The following is a 14,462-nucleotide window of genomic DNA, read 5'->3' as shown; positions in this document are numbered from 1 at the left end:
CTTAGAATAGTTTTCCTGTTCCAGAAAGATTTCTCCCAGATGCGTCTTGACTTTATAGTAGAACGGAAAGGATTTCGAGATCAGATAGAACTCTTTCTTGGCTCCGTCAAAAAGCTTTTTTTTTTAAAACTCACGCCCCTGAAGAAATGGCAATAATCATCCAATTCGGCCACAGGTGCAGCATCCAGCTGTTTCATAGAATAAAACAAGGTCGAGTCCCATTCTTTCGTAAGAAAAAAAAATTGCGCTTTTCTAAAATTAATCGCGTCCTTATAGACTTGCGATTTCTTTTTCATCTCTCCGACAAACGTCTTCATTTCCGATTCTTCTTGGGACAGCATAGAAGAACAGAACAGCATAAAAAAGAAGCAGTAAAAAATAGTAGGTTTTAGCATGGGTAGGTTGTTTTTTTCAAAAACCTTAGGCTTCCTGCACGGTCGTCACAGTACCCCTTGATGTTTTTGGGTCAATGTTTCTAAGACGGGTAAGGATATAATCTACAGAAGTCATACCCCTCAGGCTGTATTCTACAACAATACTCCACAGCGTAAATTGCTGTTCGGGCGTGCTCGTAGAATCATCATACTCTATAATAAAGCTGCGAGCCGAGACCGTCTGCCCTCCGGCAATGCTCACCTTGACCGGATTGCCGTCCTCCTCTACCAAAAAGGTAGGCGGCAACGTGATATCAGAAGGAATACAAGCAATAATCCGCAACCGGAAAGTGTCTTGCTCTGCCGTATTTTCGGCAAATACCAACGGCGCGATAGGATAGTCAGAATCTCTAAGGTCAATTTCAAAAGGAACCGTATTCGTTTGGCTCAAGGCCAGTTTCGATATAATAATGCCCATAGTGTATGTTGTTTAGATTTGGTATACCAAATGTAACATTTTTTACATAAAAATCTTACTTAATTATGTTAAAACAACATCATCAAAAAAGGCTATACAAAATAATATCAACAAGTTAGCTACAAAACAACAAAAACACCTATCTTTATACTTCTTTCCTATACAATTGCCTTCCTACTTGAGGCCAATTCCAACTCCTGTATTACCCCGTCATATACCTCGGCTATTCCGCAGCTAAAGCGTAGCCATACCATAGCTATACCGTATCCATACCGTATGTTCTGGCAGTTATCTCCCAGTTTTCTCCCAGTCTCCTTCCGATCCTCTTTTGGTTTATATGCCAAAAACAGGGCAAAACCCGAACAAGAGTGCAACGAAACTGCTACATAGCTACTACTTACTAAAACGCTAGGACATATACTACTCGGCTTTCATCCCAAAAACAGGCCGGGTTGGTAGAGAAAATTATAAGGTTGGTATAGAAACTACAAACAAGCCTGCTTTTTTAGTTCCTTTACAAAAAAATAGACTGATGGCAAAAGAACTATCCTCCCAGCCGAGCCCGATGGTTAATTTTTTAATAGAAAAGCGCTACCGCATCTACAGACACCTGGTGATATGGCTGTATCTTATCCTAACCGAATTCAGCCAACCCATGGGACCTATAGAGCTTACGGGCAATTATGCCTTTTATCTCAGGGTAGCAAATACATTGTCGTTTGCACTGCTGGTCTACCTGAACATGTACGTACTGGTACCCAGGCTCCTCTTTAAAGAAAAATACCTACAGTACCTACTGGTACTCATTTTTATGATTATACTGTTTTATGTAGGCATCGAAGGCACCTTGCAGTACAAGTTCGAAGGATACAGAAGTTTCAAAGAACAGGAAAATTCAAGCCTGTTTATGGCTATCATAGACCATACAAACCTGTGGATTATTGTCATGCTAGCTTCCACCAGCATAAAGCTGTTCCAGCGTGGCCGCAGGGATGCCGTGCGCATGAGCGACTTGAAAAAAAGCTCGCTAGAGGCAGAACTGGGCGAGCTAAAAAACCAGCTCAATCCGCACTTCCTATTCAACATGCTCAATAACGTAAATACGCTTGTTTTTACGGAGCCTAAAATTGCTTCGGTAATCATCATGAAGCTATCCGGATTCCTGCGTTATCTGCTCTATGACAACAATAAGAATACGGTATCCTTGCAATCGGAGATCAAGTTCCTTACGAATTTCTTGGAACTGGAAAACATCCGAAGAGACGATTTCAGCTTTTCGATTGAAAACCATTCACCCGAAGAAACCGCCTTGCTGTCGATTCCGCCTAACCTCTTCCTTATTTTTGTAGAAAATGCGGCCAAGCACAGCAAGACAGCGAATGCCCCTTCGAATGTCAGCCTATCGTTTAAATCGAGCAAGGACAAGCTGGTCTTTACTTGCCAGAATACCAAATCCAAAGTCATCTCGCCTCGGCCGGAAGAAGGCGGGCTGGGATTAGCCAACATCCGAAGAAGGCTCGACCTTTTGTACGAAGGCAGGCATGACCTGGAATTATATGAAACCGAAGAATTGTATAAAGTCACCTTAACCATACCGTTATGAAATGCATCATAGTAGATGATGAGCCTTTGGCACGCAGGGGCCTCCTGTTCCACTTGCAAACCATTGGAGGCATCGAGATAAGCGAAGTATTCAACAGTGCCGACAAGGCATTGGAATACTTGACAGGCAACCACACCGATCTCATTTTCCTTGACATCGAAATGCCGGGACTGACGGGCTTGGAGTTTGCCGTAAAAGTTCCAAAAGAGACATTGATTATTTTCACGACGGCCTTTCCGCAGTATGCTTTCGACAGTTATTCCGTAGATGCTATCGATTACCTGCTGAAGCCGATATCTCAAGAACGCCTGGAAAAAGCGTTGCAGAAAGCGACTGCCTATCACCAATTTCTCAACGGCAGCCAGCCGGCTCCCGAAAAGATGGAAAAGGAGTTTATGATTATCAAGGCAGACCGACGCTACCATAAGATTACCTATAAGAATATACTGTACCTCGAGGGACTCAAAGATTTTGCCGTGATCCATCTCGAAAACAACAAGATTATTGCCGGAATGAACCTCAAGACCGTGCACGAGCTGATTGCTTCCGACCATTTTATGAGGGTCAGCAAATCGTTTGTGGTCAATACTGAGCACATTACTTCTTTTGATGCCCATACCATCTATATCAATACTATTGAAATACCGATAGGCGAAGTCTACAAAAAGGATTTTGTCGAGTCGTATCTGGGCAAGAACCTTCCGCCTATTTAACGAGCAAGCATGGCTTTCAATGGCAGTCTTATGGGCTGCCTAAAAAAAGAAGAACGGATCTATACAGGCCCGTTCTTCTTTTTTGGATTTATAAGGCAAGACTCCCGAAGCCTTGCGTTAGCTTTCTTATTTTTTTACTTCTTTTGATGCCTTGATGATGACATCAGCAACGGCCTGCGGCTGCGACATAAACACGACGTGGCTGCCTTTTATTTCGGTGATTTTGGCATTCGATCTTTTATACATAGTACGCTGTATTTCTGGCAATATGCTTTTATCTTGAGTAGCTACTATTCCGTAAGAAGGTTTTGTTTTCCATGCGGCGTCGGTTATCTTGGCAGCAATCGCTTGAGCAAAGAACCTTCCTTGTGAAGCATACATAAAATCGGCTTTCTCTTTAGGAATGTCGGCACAAAAGCCAGCATGGTATTTTGCTTTGTCATAATAAAGCACGCCTTTTTCATCTGGAGGCAAGATTCCGTTTTCTGGTGCAGGCGGCAGTTTTTGTGCCCAATCCAACGCAGACTCTCCGTTATCCGGCTGAAAGGCGGCGATATAAACCAATGCGGCTACATTTTTATGAGAACCCGCTTGCGTGATGACCGAGCCACCATAAGAGTGCCCTGCCAAGATCGTTGGTCCGTCTTGTCTGTCTAATGCAGCAAGCGTAGCCTCAACATCGGCAGCCAGCGAGCTTAGCGGATTTTGCACGACCGTAACGTTATATCCTCTTTTCGTAAGAATATCATACAGCGCATTATAGCCTGAACCGTCTGCAAAAGCCCCATGGACCAATACGACATTTTTAACCGTTTGTCCTGTCTGTGCCATTGCTTTTGGAGCATAGCCGAACAAGCTCATCATGACAGCCGTAAAAAATACAGCTTTGATTTTTTGGAAGGAAAGTCTTGTTTTCATTTTTTTAAAGATTTAAGATAGATACATTTATTTGTTTGTATTTGAAATACAGGGCAAAATTACCTGCTATCTGCTCATAAGTCAAATTAATAATATTTTACAGTTATAAAAATTATTAATAATTAAGGCTTATTCCTCTTAAAAATACGAAAAAAAACAGCTCGATGCGAATGCCTTTATTCCTTCACAAATGCAAATTCTCCGCCGCCTTGTTTTAGCACCATGGCCTTTTCTCCTGGTTTGAATTCCAAAATGATTCCTGCTTTTTCAAAAGCAAACTTGTCCTTTTCAATGCCTTCTAGCTGTAACGGAGCTTGTCCAGGAGCCTGTGCTACAAGCGTCTTGCCTTCTTTTGATACAGTTAATTTGAACGGGAGCTGACTCGACGCATAGGTCCCGACATATTTTTCAAGGTCTTCAGGATTGTTTTGGAAGGTCTTGAATTCCGGAATATCAAACGGCTTTTCATAGACTGCGCTCAGCACGACAACAGGAATTTCATTACCGTTGTAGTTTGATCCGTTCGAGGTCAGGGCAAAGGAGAGCTTTTTATCGGAAGAATACGAAAAGACAGAAGTAAATTTATCAATCCCTCCACGATGTCCGTAAGCTATGTCTTCATAAAACGGAAGCTGCAAAAGCCCCATGCCATAAGTATCCTTGATGGTCTTCATCAGTTCCAAGGTTTCCTTTTTTAGCAATTTCCCAGTAAAAAGCGCATCGCTGAAGTGTACGAGGTCGCTGGGCGTAGAAACGATTCCTCCAGAGCCTAAAGGTATCGAGCTATCCGTTTCCGATTCCAGCTTCCAGCCATCGGCAAACGCATACGATGCGGCTTCATTGTTCTTCGTATTGATCTTCCCTCCAAAATAGGTATTTTTCAGTCCGGCTGGCTTTGCAATATAGGTTTTCAGCAATTCAGAATACGGCTTTTTGTAGGTCTTCTCCAAAAGATACGTCAGCAATACATAATTTGAATTGCTGTAGGCAGCTTGTGTATCCGGCTCAAAATCGCTTCCTCCTTTTGCGATAATCGCTACCATTTCTTTTTCGGTCTTGGCTTGCGTTTTCCATATCTTAAACTCTTCATCATCCGTAAAATTATAGATACCGCTTCGGTGCCTAAGCAGCTGCCGTATGGTAATCTTGTTGGCGTTTTTGATGGTCGGAAAAAACGTTTCTATCGTGGTATCCAAGTCCAGCTTTTTATCTTCAAAGGCCTTCAAGACCAAAACCGACGTAAAGGTCTTCGAGATAGAACCGATCCTGTATTTGGTAGCCGTATTGGCTTTCGTATTGTTTTCAAGATCAGAAAAACCGATGGCCTTGGCATAGATGATCTTGCCATCTTGCGAAACGGCAACGCTGCCCATAAATTTGTTGTTTTCTTCCAACGCGTTAAAATAACGGTCGAGTTGCTGCGTGTCTATCTTTTGCGCAGATGCAAGGCATGAGATAAAGCAGCACAATAGTCCTGCTATGTTTTTTTTAGTCATTGTATATTATTTCAAGGTTCTTTTTAATCGTAGTAGTAGCGTGATAAGCAGGTAAAAGAAGACAGCGAGCGCTAGCATCAAGGGTATAAACCAATTGCCTAGCTGTTCGTAGGCAGTATAGCTGATTCCGTTTTTGCTATAATAGCCGAGAATAAAAACTTGGTTCGGACGGTAAAACAGTCCTACGTTTTGCGGATCGGCAATCTTAGCTATAATCAGGAAAAGAAAACCAAACAGTAACAGATAGAGCACCGCAAAGACGGCATACGAAATACCATTTCCGATATTCAACGCCAGTGCTTTGACAATCTTGACGGGATTAAAGGTTTTTGTGGCTTCGTCTAATTTCTTCTCTGCCACCAAAGGCTTTAGGAAAACCTCTGGCTGCCCTAGCTTGTCAAGGCTATCCAGCAATCTTTCAACCTCCCCTTTTCCGTTTTCGGGATAATCGCTAAGGCTTTCATAAATATGGCTGTTGATTTCCAACAGTACTTCCTGCTGGTTTTCTTTGTTCAGCACTTTTGTGGCGTGCTGGACTCTTGACACATAATCGAGGTAGATTCTTTTTGCGCTTTGGTCCTTAAATTCTATTTCTTTGAATTTCATATCAGATTAATTGTTGCATTGAGGTTGTCCCAATAATTTTTCATTTCGGTAACGGTAGCCAGTCCCAGCGGAGTAATCTTATAATATTTCCGGGGAATGCCAGACTCCTGCTCGACCCATTGAGAGGCTACCAGATCTTCCTTTTTTAGTCGGTTCATCAAGGGATAAAGCGTGCCTTCGGCAATGTCGATGCTCGTTTTCTTTTTTATCTCATTGATGAGGTCGTATCCGTAGTATTCCTTCTCGTCTTTCAAAATACTAAGCACCAAGAAGGACAGAGTACCTTTCTTGAGCTGCGATATCCATTTGGTTGTAAAGTTTTCTTCCATGAGACAAACATACAACCAAATACATTGCTATACAATGTATTTGGTTTAAAATTTAAAAACTTTACGCAAACACCCCAAAATCAACCCTCTAAAATCAAAAATTTCCCAAGGCAAGTAGATATAACACCATAATCTTCCATCCAGATGACATTCTAAACAAACTAAATTGACTTTTAAAACAAAGTCATGAGGCTGTTCCGTGTCTAATTTTGCCTCATAACAGTAATACAATTAAAAATGAGACACGACAATTATCAAGGAGCATTGCAGCAGCCGATAGGTTCTGGCTACAATGCAGCATCGACGACAACTGATGTTATTAAAGGCATCGACCTTACAGGAAAAATCGCAATTGTGACAGGAGGAAACACGGGCATTGGCCTGGAAACCACAAAAACGCTGGCTGCTGCCGGAGCCACGGTAATCGTGCCGGCAAGGGATATCGAAAAAGCCAAAAGAAACTTGCTAGGTATTAACAATGTAGAAGTCGAAGCGCTCGATGTCATAAACCCTGCTTCTATCGATGCCTTTGCTGCAAAATTCTTGGCGTCGGGCAGGCCCTTGCATCTGCTGATCAACAATGCGGGCATCATGTGGGTGCCGCTTCGCAGGGACAGCCGCGGCTTCGAGTCGCAATTGGCTACTAATTATCTAGGTACTTTCCACCTTACGGCAAGACTGTTTCCTGCCCTAAAAAAAGCAAACGGAGCAAGAGTAGTCAATGTATCGTCTTTGGGCCACCACATAGCGCCTTTTGATTTTGACGACCCTAATTTCCTTTATAGGGAATACGAAACGCTGCAGGCGTACGGACAGTCAAAAACAGCAACCAACTTGTTTTCTCTTGAATTAGACAGCCGAGCGCAAAAATTCGGCATACGAGCGTATTCATTACATCCCGGCTCCATAGGCGGAACGGAATTAGGAAGGGAAGCGCCTTTAGAGCTATTCCAAAAGATGGGCTTTTGTGATGCCGATGGCAATATCTTTCCAGAAGTAGCGGCAAGCCTGAAAACTATTCCGCAGGGCGCAGCTACGACAGTATGGTGCGCGACAAGTCCGTTACTTGAGTCTATCGGAGGCGTTTATTGCGAAGATGTGGAAGTTGCCGAATTGCTTGACGATAGTGCCGCTGCAGGAGCTTCAAGCGGCGTGCGTTTGTATTCGCTCGATAAAAGCAACGCTGCAAGATTGTGGGAAGCAAGTGAGGAAATGACGGGAGTATCTTTTAAAATCGACTAATAGAGGAACGTATTCTTATCGCCAATCCATCGGATTAATTTTTGGGTTTAGTATCTTTGGGTTGGCGAAATTCCTGAACTTGCTTATTTATGAATCCTATATCTAAATACCTGACGCGCGATATCAAGCTCTCCAGCTATGAGGACAGGCTTTTTAAATCGGATCTGATTTTTGAGGATCACATGCTCATTTGGTTTATTTCGGGAGAAACTAAAATCATACAGGCGGATGCGGTTTTCCACTTTAAGGAAGGCGACATTTTCCTGATTCCGAGAAACGTATTGGCTACGGTCATCAATTATCCAAAAAACGGACAGCCGCATAAGACAGTGGTCATGCACCTTTCGACAGAACGATTAAAGAAGTTCTATGAAAAGGTCGAGATCGACAGCAGGATAAAGCCTTCGCAGAAAATATATAGCTTTAAGAACCATCCGCTGCTGGAAAGCTGCCTTGCTTCTGTGATTCCTTATTTTGATATGGAAGGAGCGTTTCCTGAAAACATTGCATCCCTAAAAATTACGGAAGCCATCAGTATCTTAAGAGCGATTGATAGCGACGTAGACAGCGTACTCGCTAATTTTGACGAGCCTGGCAAAATTGACTTGGTCGATTTTATGCAGCGCCATTTCATGTTCAACATGCCTATGGAGAAACTAGGCTACCTGACCGGACGGAGCTTGTCTACTTTCAACAGGGATTTTAAAAAACATTTCAAGGCAACGCCTCAAAAGTGGCTGACGGAAAAAAGGCTCGAGCTGGCCTATTATCAGCTGGTCGAAAAAAAGAAAAAACCGACCGAAGTCTATCTCGAAGTCGGTTTTGAAGACTTATCGCATTTTTCTTTCGCTTTTAAAAAGAAATATGGCGTATCGCCTGCCCGAGTACCCACGCACTTTAGCTAGGCCGTGCTTATAGCATACAACAAAATAGCCTGTAATTGCTTACAGGCTATTTCCATCACAAAAAAATAACTATAATAAAAACGGTTATTTTAGATTAAATCGGCCCGTTTTGACGTCTTGGCTGTTGGTGCCAATCATGACTTCAAATTCTCCCGGCTCTGCTACATATTCGATATTGGAATTGTAGAATTTTAATAATTCGGCGTTTATGGTAAAGCTGACAGTTTTTGACTCGCCTGCTTTCAGCTTGATTTTTTCAAATCCTTTTAATTCTTTTAGGGGTCTTGAAATACTGCCGACCAAGTCTCTTATATACAGCTGCACGACTTCGGCACCTTCTGTCTTTCCTGTATTCTTTACCGTAACGGTTGCAGTTATCGTTCCGCTCGCATCCAGGTCTGTTTTATTGAGCTTGATGTCGCCGTATTCAAATTGCGTGTAGCTTAATCCGAATCCGAACGGATACAGCGGCCCATTTTTCTCGTCCATATAATTGCTTCGGAATTTCTCAAACCCTTTATCAGAGGCTGGCCTTCCTGTATTCAGATGGTTGTAGTACAATGGAATCTGCGCCACGCTTCTTGGGAAAGTAGAAACCAATTTGCCGCTCGGATTGGTATTTCCAAATACGACATCGCCAATAGCCTGTGCTGCTTCGGTTCCGCCAAACCATACGTTCAGGATGGCCGGAACGTTTTCTTGTTCCCAGACCAAAGTCATCGGACGTCCGGCAAAAAGGACCAAGACAACGGGCTTGCCTGTTTCTAATAATTTGGCCAGCAATCTTTTCTGTACCTCCGGAATACCAATATCGGTACGGCTGCTGGATTCGCCGCTCATTTCAGAAGCTTCTCCCATAGCCGCAATGATAACATCGGCTTTTGCGGCAATGGCCAACGCTTCTTTCGTCAGCTCTTCTTCTGTTCGGTTATCGCGCGGTATGTCGCGTCCGAACATCGTGGCATCTTGCTGCATCTTAGGGTCGCTAAGCAGGTTCGAGCCTTTGGCATAGAGGATGGTCGTACGGCTGCCTCCTACTTCTTTTAATCCTTCGATTAATGAAGACGGCTTGTCTAGCTTGGCGGCAACGCTCCAGGTTCCGACCATATTCGATCGGCTGTCGGCCAGCGGACCGATTACTGCTATCGTCTTGTTTTTCGCCAATGGAAGGATATTTTTATCGTTCTTGAGCAATACGAAGCTTTCTGAAGCGATCCTGCGGGCTATGCTTCTATGTTCTTTGGTAAAAATCTGTTTTTTGGCACGAGAGGCATCGCAGAACTTATATGGGTCTTTAAACAATCCTAGCTTGTACTTGGCTTCCAATATGCGACGGCAAGCAGTATCAATCTGTGCTTCGGTAATTTTGCCTTCGTCTAATGATTTTTTAAGTGTTGTAAGAAAGCCTTCGCTTACCATGTCCATATCCAAGCCGGCGGCAAGCGCTAACGAAGATGCGGTCTGCAAATCGCCCAATCCATGAGCAACGACTTCGCTCACGCCGCCATAATCGGCAACCGTAAAGCCGTCAAAGTTCCACTGCTTGCGCAATACATCCGTCAATAGCCATTTGTTGGCGTGTGCAGGCACAGCATCAACAACATTGAAGGAAGCCATCACGCTGCCGACACCTTGTTCTACTGCTGCTTTATACGGATAGAAATAGTCGTTGTACATTCGAACATGGCTCATGTCTACGGTATTGTAGTCTCTTCCTGCCTCGCCTGCTCCGTACAGGGCAAAGTGCTTCACACACGCCATGATGTTGGTATTCGACGAAAAGCTGTTGTCTTTTCCTTGAAATCCTCGTACCATCGCTTTGGCAATCTGTCCGCCCAGAAAAGGGTCTTCACCGCTTCCTTCAGAGGCACGTCCCCAACGCGGGTCGCGAGCAATATCCACCATAGGCGCAAAGGTCCAATTGATACCGTCGGCACTGGCTTCTGTTGCGCCAATTCGGGCTGATTCTTCGATAGCATTCATGTCCCAAGAACACGCCAGTCCTAACGGAATCGGAAATACAGTTTCATAACCGTGCACTACATCCATCCCAAAAAGCATCGGGATTTTCAAGCGGCTTTCTTCTACTGCAATGCGCTGGATTTCTCTGATCTTATCAACACCTTTTATATTAAACAGGCCTCCTACTTGGCCTTTTCTGATCTTGGCGCCAATGTTGTCGTTAGTGCCCAGTCCGGTAATGATGTCGCCTTGGCTCGGAAGGTTTAACTGCCCCAGCTTTTCTTCTACCGTCATTTTTTTCATCAGGTCGTTGATGAAGGCATTCATTTTAGGGTCTTTTGATTGCTGTGCCTGTGATACGATTCCCAAGCAGCAGGTCAAAAATGTGATTATACTTTTTTTCATAACAAATAAAACTAAGTGTGGTTTTATGGAGGTTTTACATTTGAATCTTGGTTTGAAATCCGGATTCGAATGTAAAACTATAACGTTATAGTTGCGTTTGGGAAGACGCGAGTAAAAAAGTAGTGATTCAAAAAGGTAACACCTTGATAATACAGGGGATTACATCAAAAAGAGGTCTTCAAAAAGTAGTCCCAATAGAAAGTTTAAAATGGATTTTGACACCCCTACATTAGCTATACAGTTGTACAATAATTGCTTTTCTACTGTGCAGCAGTATTGAATTTCCTGCGAGGTAGCAGATTATTGTTTTGCTTGTATCACGCCTATTTTAGAGACCATGACTTCAAACTCTTCACGGGAAACGGCGGCCTTGTTTCTGGCTTTCGTGCGGTAATTATAAATCGTGCTTAAGGAATAGCGCAAGAAGGCGGCTATCTTGACACTGTCGGTAATGCCCAAGCGTATCAGGGCGAAAATCCTTAATTCGGTATTCAGGATTTCGTTGGCTTTTGGCGTGACCTGTTCTTCTGGCAATAGCAGGGCATTGAATTCTTTAACAAACGAAGGATAGAGGCTGATAAATATCGTATCGAAGCTCTTGTACAGTTCTTCCAGCTCGTTGTCGACAATATCGGTTGATTTCAGCAATTTGAACAGTTCGTCGTGCTGTTTGTTAAGGGCTTTGCGGTTCAGCATTTTCCGATAGTCCTCCATCTTGTTGATATAGGCAGAACAGATATCGAAAAAATAGGCGATATATTCTTCTTTGATACGGTTGGATTCGTAGAGCTGCCCGTTCGTGTCTTTTAGGTTTTCGTTGGCCGACAGTATTTCTTTGTTCAGTTCAGCCAGTTTCTGGCTGGTTTTTGAAAGTTCTTCTTTGACGCGCGACACTTTTTTCATCTGTCGGTACACATACACGATGGCCAGCACCAGGAATACGGTCAGCACGCTGATAAGAATCAGGTAGTTTTTAAGCTCGCTTTTGTTTTTCGCTTCCTTGTCGAGATAGGCCGTATTGATAATCGAATACAGCTCGGACATGCGCAGGGTGCGGAATTTGACGTTGCAGAATATGGCATCTTCGATAGCCGATTGGGCACAGCTATACGCCCTATCGATATTGCCCAAATCATAATAAATAACCGCCAAGTTCTGTATGGCCGCGTTGTCTTTAATGGCGTTTTCGATATCAGTTATCGCGGCGCGGCTGTAGTACATCCGCTGGTCGTCCCAACGTTTCTGGAGTCCAGAAATATCTCCTAATAAATAGACGAACATGGCGTAATTCTCGTCCTTTGCTTTTGACGTGCGCATCAAATACAGCAGGTCTTTTTTGGCAACGTCCAATCTGTTTTTATAGATGTTCTGCTGGGCCAGGTTGATCTTATATTTGATCGAGTTCGGATCTAGAACATGCAACAGCGAATCACGATATACCTCAATCTGTTCGATATAGAACTTGCTGTAATTGTTGGTCGCATAATGCTCGAAAAACTGGCTGTAGAATTCATAATACAGCACCTGAATCGGCTTTGCCAGCTTCTTGCTGTCGATGCTTTTGAGTATAGCTTCTGATTCTCTGTATTTTCCCGACGACGAATAAAGGTTCGCCAATTGAATCTGCGAAGCCACCCCTAAATCGTTATTCTGCAGCTGTGCTGCCAGTTCTGTATTTTGGTTGACATAGTAAATAGCCGAATCGATCTTAAACTTTCGGTATTCCTTATACAGGCTTTCGTTTATCTTATACTGTTCTTCTGGAGAATTTTCGCCAGCCAGCAATTTCTTATAGACCGAAATGCGCTTGTCTTTTTCTTGTGTATAGGCTCGCTTGTTCTTTACGGCATGGCTGAGCTGTGCAAACAGGGAGTCTTTCGCAGCACCAAAAGCCGCATGCTGGGCGATACAAAACACAAGTATAAAAAGAAAGGCTCTCAATTAGGCAACAGCTTTAGTTACGGGTATCGCAAATATACCAAATGCATTTTTAATGAAGAATAGCTTCAAGCCGGCAACTGATAAAACTTAAAATGCAAAACGGCGGGTATATATCATAGCCCGCCGTCGCAATCAAAAAATGTTGTAGTATTCTTGGTTTTAGCTGTCTGCTTATGGATTATTTTTTAACCAGTTTTGATTTAAAAATCTTTCCATCCATAGCTATAACCGTAACAAGATAGATGCCTTCTTTATAATCGTTAACGGCAACCTCATAACTTTCAGTTCCTCTGACTTCCTTGTCAAGCATCGTCCTTCCGTCCATAGATACAATAGAAATGCGCTGTATCAATGACTGCGTTAATGCAATGGTTACGTTAGTACTGGAAGGATTTGGAAACAGGCTGATTTTCTCTTCTTCATTGATATCTTTAGTCAGCACAGAATTAGCTTCCCTGCCCACAAAATCACTCGGGCATTCTTGTATATAGGCTCTGAATCGGGAACCATTCATACTATGGAATCCTGGTTCGAGCACAATCGTATTCCCAGCATGATAGACCCCGACACCCGGACTACTAACGGTGCCAAAAATGCTATTTGATGCAGTTATTGAATTCGATGCTTGGCGATTATCTTGAATCCCGATATTTACGTCATGAGTTGGAGACACAAGAACGAGATTGGGCACGCAATTTTCAACTGCAACAGAGCAGATATCTTCTGTTGTGTTATCAATTTCAGTTGCTGTCAAGCTAAAAGTTGTCTTATAAAGCAAGAATCGCGGGGTTATGCCTGGTCCATCGGGGTCAGCAGGATATGATTCTACTATTCCTGTATAAGAGCCCCCTCCGCTCGCTATCGCTGCACCAGCATATTTTGCTGCTAGGTCCAAAGAACCGAAACCTGTAGAAACCATCGTCAAGATAAAAGTGGCATTTCTTGTCGTCTTAAAAGTAGTATAATTTTGGAAAGCAGCATTTGTTCCAACACCTGAAGCAGCAGCATTAACCAAATACGACCCTGCACCATCTCTAGCAGCATCCGTAAAAAAATAAATTACTAGAGAGTTGCCTGGCGTTCGATTCAATACGGTTGTAGGGCTTATTATGCCTGCGTTGGGTATACCATCAAGCGCATTTCCGATCAATCCAAGCGATTCATGAGCAAAATCACTATTTCCAAGAACACCAGCAGTACCTCCCCTATTTGCAAAAGCAGTAGCCACATTGGTAAAAGGAGTCTCAATCCAGATTTTGGCACCTGCAGCTCCTCCGGTTGATCCGTATTGCACTACGGCAATTCTGTTGTCAGGATTACAGGCTATTACTTTTTCCATTATGGCTTGGATAGATCCAGCCATCTGATTGTATTCATCGGGGTCGATAGAACCACTATTGTCTACCCAGAATATCACGTCGCTTCCTTGCGAATAGCCTTTAAAGGCAAACAGCAGCAAGCATAAGTAAGTTAAATATACGTTTTTCATG

The 14,462-nt window shown here is 43.2% G+C and carries 13 protein-coding genes; 4 read left to right on the top strand and 9 right to left on the bottom strand.

All coding sequences use genetic code 11. The annotated features are described in order from the left end of the window. Positions 1 to 80: 80 nt before the first annotated feature. Together OLM56_RS09705 and OLM56_RS09700 are read right to left on the bottom strand one after the other, a co-directional pair. The gene (locus tag OLM56_RS09705; RefSeq protein WP_264526813.1) at positions 81 to 395 is read right to left on the bottom strand and encodes a hypothetical protein; all 315 of its coding nucleotides are present in this window, start codon (positions 393 to 395) and stop codon (positions 81 to 83) included. A 25-nt stretch (positions 396 to 420) separates the two neighbouring features. Next, positions 421 to 852 carry a hypothetical protein gene (locus OLM56_RS09700; protein WP_264526812.1) on the bottom strand — a complete coding sequence of 144 codons (432 nt, stop codon included), beginning with the start codon at positions 850 to 852 and terminating at the stop codon, positions 421 to 423. A gap of 532 nt (positions 853 to 1,384) precedes the next feature. Between OLM56_RS09700 and OLM56_RS09695 the strand changes: the two genes are divergently transcribed. Both OLM56_RS09695 and OLM56_RS09690 read left to right on the top strand, forming a co-directional pair. Then, positions 1,385 to 2,455 carry a sensor histidine kinase gene (locus OLM56_RS09695; protein WP_264526811.1) on the top strand — a complete coding sequence of 357 codons (1,071 nt, stop codon included), beginning with the start codon at positions 1,385 to 1,387 and terminating at the stop codon, positions 2,453 to 2,455. Further along, positions 2,452 to 3,168: a LytR/AlgR family response regulator transcription factor gene (locus tag OLM56_RS09690; protein WP_264526810.1), complete on the top strand. Its 717-nt coding sequence runs from the start codon at positions 2,452 to 2,454 to the stop codon at positions 3,166 to 3,168. The genes OLM56_RS09695 and OLM56_RS09690 overlap by 4 nt, the downstream gene beginning before the upstream one ends. Positions 3,169 to 3,294: 126 nt before the next feature. On the opposite strand, the gene OLM56_RS09685 is transcribed toward OLM56_RS09690, so the two are convergent. The 4 genes from OLM56_RS09685 to OLM56_RS09670 all read right to left on the bottom strand — a co-directional run bounded on the left by OLM56_RS09685 (position 3,295) and on the right by OLM56_RS09670 (position 6,517). Then, complete coding sequence (locus OLM56_RS09685; RefSeq protein WP_264526809.1) at positions 3,295 to 4,086, bottom strand: alpha/beta hydrolase; 792 nt, start codon at positions 4,084 to 4,086, stop codon at positions 3,295 to 3,297. A gap of 176 nt (positions 4,087 to 4,262) precedes the next feature. Beyond that, entirely contained in the window at positions 4,263 to 5,582 is a 1,320-nt protein-coding gene (locus tag OLM56_RS09680; protein ID WP_264526808.1) for a serine hydrolase domain-containing protein, read from the bottom strand. Positions 5,583 to 5,588: 6 nt separating this feature from the next. Beyond that, positions 5,589 to 6,188 carry a hypothetical protein gene (locus tag OLM56_RS09675; RefSeq protein WP_121377293.1) on the bottom strand — a complete coding sequence of 200 codons (600 nt, stop codon included), beginning with the start codon at positions 6,186 to 6,188 and terminating at the stop codon, positions 5,589 to 5,591. Continuing rightward, the gene (locus tag OLM56_RS09670) at positions 6,185 to 6,517 is read right to left on the bottom strand and encodes a PadR family transcriptional regulator (protein WP_121377294.1); all 333 of its coding nucleotides are present in this window, start codon (positions 6,515 to 6,517) and stop codon (positions 6,185 to 6,187) included. The genes OLM56_RS09675 and OLM56_RS09670 overlap by 4 nt, the downstream gene beginning before the upstream one ends. A 237-nt stretch (positions 6,518 to 6,754) precedes the next feature. Here OLM56_RS09670 and OLM56_RS09665 point away from each other — a divergent pair, with 237 nt between their 5' ends. Both OLM56_RS09665 and OLM56_RS09660 read left to right on the top strand, forming a co-directional pair. Next, on the top strand, positions 6,755 to 7,759 hold the full coding sequence (locus OLM56_RS09665; RefSeq protein WP_264526807.1) for an SDR family NAD(P)-dependent oxidoreductase: 1,005 nt from the start codon (positions 6,755 to 6,757) through the stop codon (positions 7,757 to 7,759). 89 nt (positions 7,760 to 7,848) lie between these two features. After that, positions 7,849 to 8,664 (top strand): helix-turn-helix domain-containing protein, encoded by an 816-nt coding sequence (locus tag OLM56_RS09660; RefSeq protein WP_264526806.1) that lies wholly within the window; start codon positions 7,849 to 7,851, stop codon positions 8,662 to 8,664. Between the two features lie 84 nt (positions 8,665 to 8,748). Here OLM56_RS09660 and bglX read toward each other — a convergent pair whose 3' ends face one another. The 3 genes from bglX to OLM56_RS09645 all read right to left on the bottom strand — a co-directional run bounded on the left by bglX (position 8,749) and on the right by OLM56_RS09645 (position 14,461). Beyond that, positions 8,749 to 11,031: a beta-glucosidase BglX gene (gene bglX, locus OLM56_RS09655; protein ID WP_264526805.1), complete on the bottom strand. Its 2,283-nt coding sequence runs from the start codon at positions 11,029 to 11,031 to the stop codon at positions 8,749 to 8,751. Positions 11,032 to 11,331: 300 nt separating this feature from the next. Beyond that, entirely contained in the window at positions 11,332 to 12,972 is a 1,641-nt protein-coding gene (locus tag OLM56_RS09650; protein WP_264526804.1) for a DUF6377 domain-containing protein, read from the bottom strand. A 178-nt stretch (positions 12,973 to 13,150) separates the two neighbouring features. Further along, positions 13,151 to 14,461 carry a 3-coathanger stack domain-containing protein gene (locus OLM56_RS09645; protein ID WP_264526803.1) on the bottom strand — a complete coding sequence of 437 codons (1,311 nt, stop codon included), beginning with the start codon at positions 14,459 to 14,461 and terminating at the stop codon, positions 13,151 to 13,153. Position 14,462: the final 1 nt, after the last annotated feature.

It is taken from the genome of Flavobacterium sp. N2550 (assembly GCF_025947265.1).
Classification (GTDB): Bacteria; Bacteroidota; Bacteroidia; order Flavobacteriales; family Flavobacteriaceae; genus Flavobacterium; species Flavobacterium endophyticum.
Note: the sequence above shows the minus strand (reverse complement) of the source record. Positions and strands in the feature narration are given on the sequence as shown.

Excerpts from the sequence above, each read along its gene's own strand:
- OLM56_RS09675 (WP_121377293.1), bottom strand. The coding sequence starts at position 6,188 with ATGAAATTCAAAGAAATAGAATTTAAGGACCAAAGCGCAAAAAGAATC.
- OLM56_RS09670 (WP_121377294.1), bottom strand. The coding sequence starts at position 6,517 with ATGGAAGAAAACTTTACAACCAAATGGATATCGCAGCTCAAGAAAGGT.
- OLM56_RS09645 (WP_264526803.1), bottom strand. The coding sequence starts at position 14,461 with ATGAAAAACGTATATTTAACTTACTTATGCTTGCTGCTGTTTGCCTTT.
- OLM56_RS09695 (WP_264526811.1), top strand. The coding sequence starts at position 1,385 with ATGGCAAAAGAACTATCCTCCCAGCCGAGCCCGATGGTTAATTTTTTA.
- OLM56_RS09685 (WP_264526809.1), bottom strand. The coding sequence starts at position 4,086 with ATGAAAACAAGACTTTCCTTCCAAAAAATCAAAGCTGTATTTTTTACG.
- bglX (WP_264526805.1), bottom strand. The coding sequence starts at position 11,031 with ATGAAAAAAAGTATAATCACATTTTTGACCTGCTGCTTGGGAATCGTA.
- OLM56_RS09660 (WP_264526806.1), top strand. The coding sequence starts at position 7,849 with ATGAATCCTATATCTAAATACCTGACGCGCGATATCAAGCTCTCCAGC.
- OLM56_RS09690 (WP_264526810.1), top strand. The coding sequence starts at position 2,452 with ATGAAATGCATCATAGTAGATGATGAGCCTTTGGCACGCAGGGGCCTC.
- OLM56_RS09665 (WP_264526807.1), top strand. The coding sequence starts at position 6,755 with ATGAGACACGACAATTATCAAGGAGCATTGCAGCAGCCGATAGGTTCT.
- OLM56_RS09680 (WP_264526808.1), bottom strand. The coding sequence starts at position 5,582 with ATGACTAAAAAAAACATAGCAGGACTATTGTGCTGCTTTATCTCATGC.
- OLM56_RS09700 (WP_264526812.1), bottom strand. The coding sequence starts at position 852 with ATGGGCATTATTATATCGAAACTGGCCTTGAGCCAAACGAATACGGTT.
- OLM56_RS09705 (WP_264526813.1), bottom strand. The coding sequence starts at position 395 with ATGCTAAAACCTACTATTTTTTACTGCTTCTTTTTTATGCTGTTCTGT.